The sequence below is a fragment of the Paraburkholderia kirstenboschensis genome, assembly GCF_032806925.1.
Classification (GTDB): Bacteria; Pseudomonadota; Gammaproteobacteria; order Burkholderiales; family Burkholderiaceae; genus Paraburkholderia; species Paraburkholderia kirstenboschensis.
This window is the reverse complement of the sequence record NZ_CP136513.1, coordinates 1168270-1180192: the sequence shown is the minus strand read 5'-3', so window position 1 is coordinate 1180192 and position 11923 is coordinate 1168270. Positions and strand designations below refer to the sequence as shown.

Genomic DNA, 11923 nt, shown 5'->3' with positions numbered 1-11923 from the left:
AGCGGGCAACGTCGCTCAAAAAGTTAGTGGAAACCGCGCGACTCAAACCGCGACCCACACCTGGCCGTTCTCCACGCGAGTGGGGAACGTGCTCACCGAATGCGCCGGCGTTTCAAGGCATTCGCCGGTGCGCAGATCGAAGTGATGCTTGTAGATCGGCGAGGCGACCACCACGCGCTCGCCGAGACTGCCGATCAGGCCGCGCGAGAGCACCGCTGCGTGCGAGCCCGGATCGAAGTTTTCGATCGCGTATACGGCTGCGTTGTCTTCGTCCATGTTCACGTGAAATACGGCGACCTGTTCACCGTTGACGAGCGCACAGACTCCCGTGTTCGGAACGATGTCGTCGAGCGTGCAAACAAGCGTCCAGGTTTTCGGCAAGCGGTCGTTACTCATGGCGGAACTCCTTGTTCAATGATGCGAGAGAATCAAACGGTTTCGGCTACGACAGGAATGGCGGCAAGCTTCGATTGACGTTCGTCGTGCGTCGCCGGGCGGATCTGTCCGCGCTCCTCGACGAAGCTCACGGTGCTGTCGGACTGGTCGCTATTGACGAAATGGCGGAAGCGCTTGCGCGTTTCGGGATCGGTCACCGCCTTCTTCCACTCGCATTCGTAGGTGTCGATCACGCGCTGCATGTCCGCTTCGAGTTCGTCGGCCACGCCCAGGTGATCGTCGACGATCACATCGATCAGATACTGGAGTCCGCCTTCGAGGTTCTCGCGCCACACGCTGGTGCGTTGCAAACGGTCGGCGGTGCGCACGTAGAACATCAGAAAGCGGTCGATGTAGCGCACGAGCGTTTCGCGGTCGAGGTCGGAGGCGAGCAGTTCCGCATGACGCGGCTTCATGCCGCCGTTGCCGCACACGTACAGGTTCCAGCCCTTGTCGGTCGCGATGATGCCGACGTCCTTGCCCTGCGCTTCCGCGCATTCGCGTGTGCAGCCCGAGATGCCGAACTTGATCTTGTGCGGCGTGCGCAAACCCTTATAGCGGTTCTCCAGCTCGACCGCGAGGCCCACGGAATCGCCCACGCCATAGCGGCACCACGTCGAGCCGACGCACGACTTCACGGTGCGCAGCGATTTTCCGTATGCATGGCCCGACTCGAAGCCGGCCGCGATCAGCTCTTCCCAGATGAACGGCAGTTGCTCGACGCGCGCGCCGAACAGATCGACGCGCTGGCCGCCGGTGATCTTCGTATAGAGGCCGTATTTCTTCGCGACCTGAGCGACGGCGATCAGGCCGTCGGGCGTCACTTCGCCGCCCGCCATCCGCGGCACGACCGAATACGTGCCGTCGCGCTGAATGTTGGCGAGGTAGTAGTCGTTGGTGTCCTGCAACGACGCGTGCTCTTTCTTCAGCACGAATTCGTTCCAGCACGACGCAAGAATGCTGGCAACCACCGGCTTGCAGATATCGCAGCCGAGACCATGACCATGCTTCGCGAGCAGTTCGCCGAAGCTGCGCACGCCTTCCACACGCACGATGTGATACAGCTCCTGGCGCGAATACGCGAAGTGCTCGCACACATGGTTGTTCACCGCGAGGCCCTGCTTTTTCATCTCGGCCTTCATCACCTGCGTGACGAGCGGCACGCAACCGCCGCAGGAAGTGCCTGCGGTAGTCGCACATTTGAGCGCGCCGATGTCGATCGCGCCCGCGCAAACGGCGGCGCACAGGTCGCCCTTCGACACGTTGTTGCACGAGCAGATCTGCGCGGCGTCCGGCAGCGCGTCGACGCCGAGTCCCGGCTTCGCCTTGCCGTCGCTTTGCGGCAGGATCAAAAATTCGGGGGACTCCGGTAGCCCGATCCGGTTGAGCATCATCTGCAACAGCGTGCCGTATTCGCTTGCGTCGCCGACCATCACGCCGCCCAGCAGATACTTGCCGCACTCCGAGACCACGAGCTTCTTGTAGATCTGCTTGCGCTCGTCGCTGAACTGATAGGCGCGGCTGCCCGGCGTAATGCCATGGGCATCGCCGATACTCGCGACGTCCACGCCCATCAGTTTCAGTTTGGTGCTCATGTCGGCGCCCGCGAATTCGGCGGCCTCGCCCAGCAGTTGCTTGGCCACCGTGCGCGCCATGTCGTAGCCGGGCGCGACGAGGCCGAACAACTGGCCATTCCACAGCGCACACTCGCCGATTGCATAGATATGCGGATCGCTCGTGCGGCAGGCGTTGTCGATCACGATGCCGCCGCGCGCGCCCAGCGTCAGGCCGCTTTCGCGCGCGAGGTCGTCGCGCGGACGAATGCCCGCCGAGAACACGATCATGTCAGTGTCGAGATGCGTGCCGTCCGCGAACTGCATGCGGTGCGTGCCCTCTTCGCCGTCGACGATCGCCGTGGTGTTCTTCTGCGTGTGCACCGTCACGCCGAGTTCTTCGATCTTCGTGCGCAGCACGCGGCCACCGCCTTCATCGACCTGGACCGCCATCAGGCGCGGCGCGAATTCGACCACATGCGTTTGCAGGCCCATGTCGCGCAAGGCCTTCGCGCATTCGAGACCCAGCAGCCCGCCGCCTACCACCGTGCCGGTCCTGGAGCGTGCGCCGCATTCCTGCATCGCCTCCAGATCGTCGATGGTTCGATAAACGAAGCAATCGGTGCGCTCGCGTCCCTGCACCGGCGGCACGAACGGATAGGAGCCGGTCGCGAAAACGAGCTTGTCGTACGGCAGCGTCTCGCCGGTCGAGACAGTCACGGTGCGCGCGGTGCGGTCGATCGCGACAGCCTTCGCGTTGAGCTTGAGCAACACGTTCTGGCGTTCGAAGAAGCCTGGCTCGACGAGCGAGAGGTCGTCCGCCGTCTTGCCGGAAAAGAATTCGGAGAGGTGCACGCGGTCGTACGCCGGACGCGATTCTTCGCACAGCACCGTGATGTCGAGGCCGTGCGCGGCGTCTTGCGCCAGACACTCGACCAGTTTGTGACCGACCATCCCGTGACCGATAACGATGATTTTCATGACCGCGGTTTCCTCAATGTGCTGGGCATCGGTCGCCGCCATGCCGTCATCGGCAATGCGGCGCCGGAAATAAAAACGGCGTCCCGCGAACCCAGTCGATGACTGAATTCGGGGGACGCCGTTGTCCTGACCTGGTAGTGCGGCAAGTGCTTTGTATAGCGCTCGCGGCGGATCCACGTTGATCCGATGGCACGACTCAATGCAAGGGCTGTGCCAATTGCACGCAATTGCACGTGCTCCCCGTCGCGTGGGGCTTCGGGCACAGTTGCACGAGTCGTCGATGCACCGGGCCCGCGACGCATTTCGATGCAGGCCAGCACAGCGATGGTGCGACGCAGCACTGTGCGCGTACCGAAAGCGGGCGCGTGGCTGGTGCATACAATTCCCTCACGGCGAGCGCCGGGGTCACGTCGCGCTCTGTCAATGAGCGGCTGGCAGGGCGTCGGCCACGCGTTGGGACGCGCATCGCCGGAGCTTCGACTCGAACGGATACGCCGCGCCGACGTCACCTCGCGCAGCGTTGGCCTGCTACTTGCATAAACGTTGGCGTATGAATGCCGCTCCGGCAACGCAGCCGGCGCAACTCGACGGCATCACCTGGCAAGACACAACGCAGTGCCTCGCCAGATTGCGAATCAATGAGCGGCAAGTGAGCGGCAACTGAGCAGCATCGGACAACGGCGTCCCCTCGTGACCATCACGGGCGGACGCCGTTTTTTGTTTGGCGCCGGCGGCACCCTGCCCGGCGGCCACAGAGAGAAGCTAAGGACATCGCGATGAACACGAACTCCGGCAAGGTCACGTTATTGAGCGCGGGGCCAGGAGAACTGGATCTGCTCACTGTGCGAGCCGCGAAAGCCCTCGCCGCCGCGGACGTCGTGCTGCTCGACGATCTGGCGAATGCCGAGATCGTGACGCTTGCGCCGCAAGCGCGCGTGATTCGGGTCGGCAAGCGCGGTGGCTGCCGTTCGACGCCACAAGCGTTTATCGAGCGCCTGATGCGGCGTTATGCGCAGAAGGGGCTGCACGTGGTCCGCGTGAAAGGCGGCGAAGCGCTGCTATTCGGCCGAGCCGGTGAGGAACTCGCGACGTTGCGCGACGCGGGGATTCCTGTCGAGATCGTCAATGGCATCTCGTCGGGCTTCGCTGCCGCGGCGGGGCTCGGCATTTCGCTCACGCATCGCCGTCATTGTCACGGCGTCACGTTCGTCACCGCGCACACGGAAGATCACGGCGAACCGGACTGGGCCGCACTGGCGGCGACGCGAACGACGCTCGCGATCTATATGGGGATGCGGCGTATCGGCAGCCTCGCCAGCGCGTTGCTCGCGAGCCTGCCTGCCGGGACGCCGGCTGCGGTCGTTCAATGGGCTGGCGGCGCCAATGAGCGGCGCTTGCTGACGCGCCTCGACCGCCTGGCGGCCGATGCCACAGATGCGGGCTTCGGCAGTCCCGCCGTGATACTGATAGGCAGCGCGATCGGTGAGAGTATGGAGACAGGTTGGGCGCAAGATGCGTCATCGCGCGATAACGCGACGCATGCTCGCGCCGCGTGAGGGCGTTGCACTTCACGCCAGCGCCAGCGCCACCGCATCGATAGAAACGCGACCGTTGCAAACAGCGGCCGCACTTTCACTAGTCGCCAAAGCCCAGCTCTGCTTCGAATGCCTGGCCGACGCGCAGCCATGCGCCCGCCCCGCTCGTCACTAGCGCGTTGTTGCCGAAGGTGACTGCGCCGTTGCGCTGCGGGTTCGCACGATAGACGCTCATCGTGTCGGTCGGTTCGTCCGGCCAGTTGGGATCGCGCTCGCCCTTCGCCTGGTCGATGGTCGGCATCGGGCAGCGTGCGCATAGTTTGACAAGGCGCAGTTCGACACCTTGCGCGCTGTCCGCAGTCGCATCGTCCACCCTCAGCGTTTCAACATAGTCTTCTTCGTAAGCATCGAGCCCGCTTAACACCAGGTTCGGACGAAAGCGATCGATCGGAATGGACGGTGCGCCCTTCGCATTCAGGCGCGTGTTCAGGTCGTCGAGCGACGCCTGGCCGATCACGAGCAGTGGGAAGCCGTCGGCGAAATGCGTGGTGGCGCCGCCCACACTCTCCGTATAAGCCGGATCGACAATGCGCTCGCGCTCCGGATCTGAGCGCAACAGTCGCACCGGCATGCCGAGAAATGTGGAGAACCACTCGGCGCATTCGTCGCCAGTGTCGAGTCCATAGGCCGCGTCGCGCCATACCGTGGTCGCGACCCTCGCCGCCGTACCGGGTTGCGCGGCGTCGAGCGGCGTACGCAATTCGCTCATGCCGGGCGCGCGGATCACCAGTTCTTGTGCGGCGATCTCGACCTTGATCAGCGCCATGCGTGGATACGCGCGCTGCGTGAGCATTGCGCCATTCGAGTCGACGGCCATCCAGCCGCGGTCGTATTCGAGGCCCGTGGACAACACGCGCGCTTCGTTCAACGCGATACCCGCGCAGGATTTGATCGGATAGACAAAAAGCTCGCTGATGGTCGGCATGATGTGGGGCGTGGACGTTGGATGCGCGAGCGCCGGATCACGCACTCGCTCGTTTTTGTATGGCAAGTCTTGAATCAAGGCTCGATTGTAGATCGGTTCGGCACTGTGACCGCGTTTGAACGGCGCTGCCGTGCGTCGGTTTCGGGCCGTTTCGCGTCGGGTATTCCCGCATGGCGCTCTTCGGATGCGCCGCTCAGCGCCGGCCATGACAGGTGGCCACCGAGGGTGCCACCGATGGCTACCGATGTCCCACTGAAGGAGGCCGTTTCTTCACATCGCGCTTGGACGTAGAATCCCCAATCAGGCTGATTCGCAAGGGACCTGCCGCGGACCATCGCCTTTCACGGTCCCTGCATGTCGCACCCTACAATGAACGAGACAGGAAATTGATTATGCTGAGCAAACCCGTGTTGACCGTAGCCGAAACGACCCGGATCCTCGAAGCCGCGCGCGCGGAAGCCGAGAAAAACAAGTGGGCCGTCGCAATCGTCGTGGTCGACGACGGCGGCCACCCGCTCGGCATGCTGCGTCTGGACGGCAGTGCGCCCGCGAGTTCGTACATCGCGACTGAAAAAGCCCGCACTTCCGCGATAGGACGGCGCGAAACCAAGGCGTACGAGGACATGATCAACAACGGCCGCACCGCGTTTCTCAGCGCGCCGCTGCTCGGCACGCTCGAAGGCGGCGTGCCGGTGATCGTCGAAGGCCAGGTGGTCGGCGCGGTCGGTGTATCGGGCGTGAAGTCCGACCAGGATGCGCAGATCGCCAAGGCCGGTATTCAGGCGCTTGGCGTCTGAGTCAGCCATGGCGATGGCTCTACCCATCGCCAACGCGAGCGCGATCACGAGTGCCGTCGTGATTGCGTTGCCCCGGACCCGAAACGCAACAATCCGAAACAGGATCGTCCCAGCAGTAGCCCCAACGCGGGCCGATGTCCCCACTTCGGCCCCACTCAGACAGATGGAGCAGTCGATGACTCAGATGAACCCGCGCGGCGGATTGCAGGTCGCCGCCAATCTCGACCAGTTCGTCGAAACCGAAGCCCTGCCCGGCACCGGAATCGACAGCGCCGCATTCTGGTCGGGTTTCGACGCCCTCGTGCACGAGCTGGCGCCTAAAAACCGTGCGCTGCTCGCCGAGCGCGACCGCCTGCAAACGGAACTGGACAACTGGCATCGCGCCAATCCCGGGCCGGTGCGCGACTTGCGTGCCTATCGTGCGTTTCTTGAAGGCATCGGCTATATCGTGCCGGCGCCCGCGAGCGTGAAGGCTACGACCGACCAGGTCGACACCGAAATCGCCGAACAGGCGGGCCCGCAACTCGTGGTGCCTCTGTCGAATCAGCGCTATGCGCTGAATGCGGCGAACGCGCGCTGGGGCAGCCTGTACGACGCACTGTACGGCACCGACGCGATCCCCGAGACCAACGGCGCCGACAGGCAGAAAACTTTCAACCCGGTGCGCGGCGCCGCGGTGATCGCCTATGCCCGCAAGTTTCTCGACGAAGCGGCGCCGCTTGCAAACGGCTCGCATGCCGATGCGACGCGCTATATCGTGGAAGGCGGCAAGCTGTCCGTCGCGCTGAAGAACGGTACGAGCGAACTCAGGACGCCCGCGCAATTAGTCGGCTATCAGGGCGACGCGAGCGCGCCGTCGGCGGTGCTGCTCAAACATAACGGGTTGCACTTCGAGATTCAGATCGACGCGAACGATTCGATCGGCAAGACCGACACCGCGCATGTGAAGGACGTGGTGGTCGAAGCGGCGGTGAGCACGATCATCGACTGCGAAGACTCGGTTGCAGCCGTCGATGCCGACGACAAGGTTCAGCTCTATCGCAACTGGCTCGGTCTGATGAACGGCGATCTGACCGAAGAGGTCACGAAGAACGGCAAGACGTTCACGCGCCGTCTGAACGACGACCGCGTGTATGTCGCCGCGAACGGCACGGCGCCCGTCGTACTGCATGGCCGCTCGCTGCTGTTCATCCGCAACGTCGGTCATTTGATGACCAATCCGGCTGTGCTGACGAAGGACGGGGCCGAGATTCCCGAGGGCATTCTCGACGCTGTGATCACCACGCTGTGCGCGCTGCACGACCGCAAGCACAAGTTGAATTCGCGCACTGGCTCCATCTATATCGTGAAGCCGAAAATGCACGGCCCCGCCGAAGTCGCGTTCGCGAGCGAACTGTTCGCGCGCGTCGAAGATCTGCTCAAGCTGCCGCGCAACACGATCAAGATGGGCATCATGGACGAGGAGCGCCGCACGAGCGTGAATCTGCTCGCGTGTATCGCCGAGGCGTCGGAACGCGTGGCGTTCATCAACACGGGCTTTCTCGACCGTACCGGCGACGAAATGCACAGCGCGATGGAAGCCGGCCCGATGATGCGCAAGGGCGACATGAAGTCGAGCGCATGGATTGCCGCATACGAACGCAGCAACGTGCTCGTCGGTTTGCACGCGGGCCTGCGCGGCCGCGCGCAGATCGGCAAGGGCATGTGGGCAATGCCCGATCTGATGCACGCCATGCTCGAACAGAAGATCGCGCATCCGAAGGCCGGCGCGAACACCGCGTGGGTGCCCTCGCCGACCGCGGCAACGCTGCATGCGCTGCACTATCATCAGATCGACGTGCAGGCGGTTCAGCAGCAGCTGGAGCGCACCGACTATGCGAGCGTCCGTGACGAACTGCTAGACGGCCTTCTGACGATTCCCGTCGTCGAAACGGCCAGGTGGAGCGCCGACGAAATCCGCGCCGAGCTCGACAACAACGCGCAAGGCATTCTGGGCTACGTGGTGCGCTGGATCGATCAGGGCGTGGGCTGCTCGAAGGTGCCCGATATTCACGACGTCGGCCTGATGGAAGACCGCGCGACGCTGCGTATCTCGAGCCAGCACATCGCGAACTGGCTGTATCACGGCGTGGTGACGCGCGAGCAGGTCGAAGAGACCTTTAAACGCATGGCGCAAGTGGTCGATCAGCAGAACGCCGGCGATCCGCATTACAAGCCCATGGCGCCCGCGTTCGACACCATTGCGTTCAAGGCCGCGCAAGCACTCGTGTTCGAAGGACGCCAGCAGCCGAGCGGCTACACGGAACCGTTGCTGCACAAGTTCCGTCTGCAAGTGAAGAATGGCTGAGCTTGATATCGCGCCGCGGCTCGAAGAAGTTTAAATTTCGAGCGCGGCAAAAAAGGACGGGCGCCCGCGTGATTCGGGGCGCCCGTTTTCAATGCGCGCGATGTTTCGCGCGCTTCTGCGTGATGCTTCTGCGTGATGCCTGGATGCGATCCCGCGCCAGTTGCGCCAATTGCACCAATTGCACGAATCGCGCGATCACGGTGTCCAGGCTCGGATCAAGCCGCTTCGGCCGTGTACTGAGTCTCCAGGCTTTCCGGATTTTCCTGCGTATTGCCCTGCGTATGGGCCCGCATGTATGCATGCAGATACGCTTCGAATTCCTCCTTCACCTCCGGATGACGCAGCGCGAACTCCACCGTCGCCTTCAGATAGCCGAGCTTGCTGCCGCAATCGAAACGCGTGCCGAAGTAGCGATACGCGAGCACCTGCTCTTCAGTCAGCAGCGACTGCACTGCATCGGTCAATTGCAGTTCGCCGCCCGCACCCGGCTTGAGCGCGCGAATGTGCTTGAAGATGGTCGGCATCAGCACGTAGCGGCCCACCACGCCGAGGTTCGACGGCGCATTGTCCGGCGCCGGCTTTTCCACGATACCCGAGAGCTTGATCACATTGTCTTCCCACTCGCGGCCGTCCACGACACCGTACGAACGGCTGTCTTCGCGCGCGATGGTTTCGACGCCGATCACCGAGCTGTGATAGTGATTGAACGTATCGACGAGCTGGCTCATGACGGGCTTGGAGCTGTGCAGCAGGTCGTCGGCAAGAATCACCGCGAAGGGGCTGTCGCCCACCAGCTTTTCGGCGCACAACACAGCGTGGCCCAAGCCGAGCGCTTCCGCCTGACGCACATAAAAGCAGTCGACGTTGGCCGGTTTGATGCTGCGCACGAGGTCGAGCAGCTTCTGCTTGTTGCGCGCCTCGAGTTCGGCTTCGATCTCATACGACTTGTCGAAATGATCTTCGATAGCGCGCTTGCTGCGGCCCGTCACGAAGATCATTTCGGTGATGCCGGCGGCAATCGCTTCTTCGACAGCGTACTGAATGAGCGGCTTGTCGACGATAGGCAGCATTTCCTTCGGACTCGCCTTGGTAGCCGGCAGGAATCGTGTCCCGAGGCCCGCTACGGGAAACACGGCTTTGGTGACTTTCAGCATGGTAGGCATTCCCAGATCGGTTAGAAATTGGTGTCCGCGGGCATGGCGGCCCCGCGACGTCGCCCGAAAGGCTAACAAAAAAATTGCGCTAGATCCCGCGTGAATTTCACAAATAATGCTTAATTAGCCCGATTCACATCTATTTGCGCCATTTCCGAAAGACATAGGCAACATTTACTTTGCAAAATCGAATTATTTTCGGGCGATTCCGAAAAAATTACCCATGGCGGCGCTCGTGCCGGAACGCGTGACGCCCTTCCGCCAGCAAACGCATCGGCGCTCATCGGCGCTTTGTGGCGCTTACTGGCGGGCTTCCTCGTTTTCGTCGAGTTGCGGCAGCTTGCCTGGACTGATGCGGAAACGGCGGATCGGCTCATTGCGCAGCGCCTCGCGATAAGCGGAGGCGCTGACGAGGATCAGAAGCACGGCGATGCCGGCTAGCAAATGCAGGTTCATGACTTCACCTCTCATCAGGAGAATCCGTGCAGTAAATTAACACGACAAAAGCGATAAATAATTGTCCAGACGCATCTACTTAATGCGCAATTACAATTGGTCACAAAAGCCACTTAAATAGAAAAAGACTGTCATTTTTTTATTCATTTTTTGTGCGCGCCGTGCACTAGCATGTGATGCACCGCGTGCGCGAATCGCGCGTGCGGATCCGCATTGCATTACTTCAAATAAAGGACCGCGCATGAGCGACTCAGCACTGGATGCCGCCGGCTCATCCCTGCCCCTCTCCCCGCCTTTGAGGCCTGCCGCGTCGCGCGCGCAAAGCGACGAACGTGCCGACAGCGCGGGCAAGGAACATGTGATCGACGCAATGCGAGGCTTTGCCGCGCTGCTCGTCGCGTATTTCCATTGCCGCCAGATCGAATGGGTCGGCATGCAGGCGTTTCATCAGAATGCCGGGCATTCATTGAGTTTGAATACGATTGCCGCTTATCTGACTTTCCCTATTGCATGGGGATCGGCGGGTGTGCCGATTTTTTTCGTAATCAGCGGCTACTGCATTCACCGCAGCGGCGCATTACGGCTCGCTAACAACGCGGCTTACCGGCTGGACGCAGCCAATTTCTGGGTGCGCCGCTTTACGCGCATTTATCCGGTGCTGCTCGCCGCGTTGCTGCTGACGCTCGCGCTCGACTGGTTCAGTCTGCAATTACCGCCTGTCAGTCACAAGATTCGCGAGATCGGCGTAGAGGCGTTTCTCGTCAACCTGTTCTCGCTTCAAGGCGTGGCAGGCAAGACGTATGGATCGAACGGCGCGCTATGGACTCTTTCGCTCGAAGTGCAGTTTTACGCGATCTACCCGTTGCTATTCGCGCTGCGTCGACGTATCGGCATGACCTCAGTGCTCGCAATCGTCGCCGTGGTCAACGTCGTTTCCGCGTATGTGCTCGAACGGCATGACATTCAGTTCTTCACGTCGTACTGGTTTTCGTGGACCCTCGGCGCATGGATTGCCGACGCGAGAGCCCGCACTTCCGCACAGACTGGTTCGCCGCGGTGGCTCTATGCGCTCGCCGCTGCATTCATCGCGCTTGGTTGCGCGGCGTTTCACTACGGGCAATACGGCGCGTTCCAGTTGTGGGCAATCGGCTTCGCGTTCTATCTGTACAAGGCGCTGGAGCGCGGCAACGGCAACCAGCGCGACGGTTGGGGCTTGCGGCTTCTGTCGCGCTTTGGCGACTTCAGCTTTTCGCTGTATCTGATTCATCTGCCGATCTTCGTGCTGCTTTCGTCGCTACTGTTCCGCTCTTCATTGCAGATGTCGATCTGGCCGTCGTTTGGCTACATGCTCGTCGCCGTGCCGGCAGCTTACGTGTTCTACCGGCTGGTCGAATTACCGGCGATGAAGTGGTCCGCCAGTTTCAAGCCGAAATCCGCTAAAGGCGCGTTCGGGAAGTAGTCGTAAAAAAGCGGGGCGAAAGTCAGTGACGTCCGCCCCGCTGCGCCAAATGACAGGAACCGGCCGAGTCCCTGCCTACCCCGCGTCAATCGTTTCAGTAACAGGTGCTTCCGGCAGTGCCTCTCGCCGCGTTGTCCGCCGCGCGTCGGCGGTCCCGGGCGCGATTCATCGAGCCACGCGCTTCACCGCCTTCGTGCTTCATGCAGCTCATACAGGTCACG

At 62.0% G+C, this 11923-nt stretch carries 9 protein-coding genes; 4 read left to right on the top strand and 5 right to left on the bottom strand.

The annotated features are described in order from the left end of the window. Window positions 1-42: 42 nt before the first annotated feature. Together nirD and nirB are read right to left on the bottom strand one after the other, a co-directional pair. Window positions 43-396, bottom strand: a complete 354-nt coding sequence (gene nirD / locus RW095_RS28015; RefSeq protein WP_317022027.1) for a nitrite reductase small subunit NirD — start codon at window positions 394-396, stop codon at window positions 43-45. Between the two features lie 32 nt (window positions 397-428). Continuing rightward, a complete protein-coding gene (gene nirB, locus RW095_RS28010) occupies window positions 429-2969 on the bottom strand; it encodes a nitrite reductase large subunit NirB (RefSeq protein WP_317022026.1) in 2541 nt (846 codons plus the stop codon). A 776-nt stretch (window positions 2970-3745) separates the two neighbouring features. On the opposite strand from nirB, the gene cobA reads away from it, so the two are divergent. Next, window positions 3746-4525: a uroporphyrinogen-III C-methyltransferase gene (cobA, locus tag RW095_RS28005; protein ID WP_317022025.1), complete on the top strand. Its 780-nt coding sequence runs from the start codon at window positions 3746-3748 to the stop codon at window positions 4523-4525. A gap of 79 nt (window positions 4526-4604) precedes the next feature. On the opposite strand, the gene RW095_RS28000 is transcribed toward cobA, so the two are convergent. Further along, window positions 4605-5489, bottom strand: coding sequence for an MOSC domain-containing protein (locus tag RW095_RS28000; RefSeq protein WP_317022707.1), 885 nt, complete (start codon window positions 5487-5489; stop codon window positions 4605-4607). Window positions 5490-5881: 392 nt separating this feature from the next. On the opposite strand from RW095_RS28000, the gene RW095_RS27995 reads away from it, so the two are divergent. Together RW095_RS27995 and RW095_RS27990 are read left to right on the top strand one after the other, a co-directional pair. Then, a complete protein-coding gene (locus RW095_RS27995) occupies window positions 5882-6286 on the top strand; it encodes a heme-binding protein (protein WP_128595042.1) in 405 nt (134 codons plus the stop codon). Between the two features lie 175 nt (window positions 6287-6461). After that, the gene (locus RW095_RS27990; protein WP_317022024.1) at window positions 6462-8633 is read left to right on the top strand and encodes a malate synthase G; all 2172 of its coding nucleotides are present in this window, start codon (window positions 6462-6464) and stop codon (window positions 8631-8633) included. Window positions 8634-8848: 215 nt separating this feature from the next. Here RW095_RS27990 and galU read toward each other — a convergent pair whose 3' ends face one another. Together galU and RW095_RS27980 are read right to left on the bottom strand one after the other, a co-directional pair. After that, window positions 8849-9787: a UTP--glucose-1-phosphate uridylyltransferase GalU gene (gene galU / locus RW095_RS27985; RefSeq protein ID WP_317022023.1), complete on the bottom strand. Its 939-nt coding sequence runs from the start codon at window positions 9785-9787 to the stop codon at window positions 8849-8851. Window positions 9788-10087: 300 nt separating this feature from the next. Beyond that, the gene (locus tag RW095_RS27980) at window positions 10088-10258 is read right to left on the bottom strand and encodes a hypothetical protein (RefSeq protein WP_317022867.1); all 171 of its coding nucleotides are present in this window, start codon (window positions 10256-10258) and stop codon (window positions 10088-10090) included. Window positions 10259-10484: 226 nt separating this feature from the next. Between RW095_RS27980 and RW095_RS27975 the strand changes: the two genes are divergently transcribed. Beyond that, window positions 10485-11702, top strand: a complete 1218-nt coding sequence (locus RW095_RS27975; RefSeq protein ID WP_317022022.1) for an acyltransferase family protein — start codon at window positions 10485-10487, stop codon at window positions 11700-11702. The last annotated feature ends 221 nt before the right edge of the window (window positions 11703-11923 follow it).

What these genes read in the sequence shown, in the direction of transcription:
- nirD (WP_317022027.1), bottom strand. Translation starts at nt 396, where the DNA reads ATGAGTAACGACCGCTTGCCGAAAACCTGGACGCTTGTTTGCACGCTC.
- nirB (WP_317022026.1), bottom strand. Translation starts at nt 2,969, where the DNA reads ATGAAAATCATCGTTATCGGTCACGGGATGGTCGGTCACAAACTGGTC.
- cobA (WP_317022025.1), top strand. Translation starts at nt 3,746, where the DNA reads ATGAACACGAACTCCGGCAAGGTCACGTTATTGAGCGCGGGGCCAGGA.
- RW095_RS28000 (WP_317022707.1), bottom strand. Translation starts at nt 5,489, where the DNA reads ATGCCGACCATCAGCGAGCTTTTTGTCTATCCGATCAAATCCTGCGCG.
- RW095_RS27995 (WP_128595042.1), top strand. Translation starts at nt 5,882, where the DNA reads ATGCTGAGCAAACCCGTGTTGACCGTAGCCGAAACGACCCGGATCCTC.
- RW095_RS27990 (WP_317022024.1), top strand. Translation starts at nt 6,462, where the DNA reads ATGACTCAGATGAACCCGCGCGGCGGATTGCAGGTCGCCGCCAATCTC.
- galU (WP_317022023.1), bottom strand. Translation starts at nt 9,787, where the DNA reads ATGCTGAAAGTCACCAAAGCCGTGTTTCCCGTAGCGGGCCTCGGGACA.
- RW095_RS27980 (WP_317022867.1), bottom strand. Translation starts at nt 10,258, where the DNA reads ATGAGAGGTGAAGTCATGAACCTGCATTTGCTAGCCGGCATCGCCGTG.
- RW095_RS27975 (WP_317022022.1), top strand. Translation starts at nt 10,485, where the DNA reads ATGAGCGACTCAGCACTGGATGCCGCCGGCTCATCCCTGCCCCTCTCC.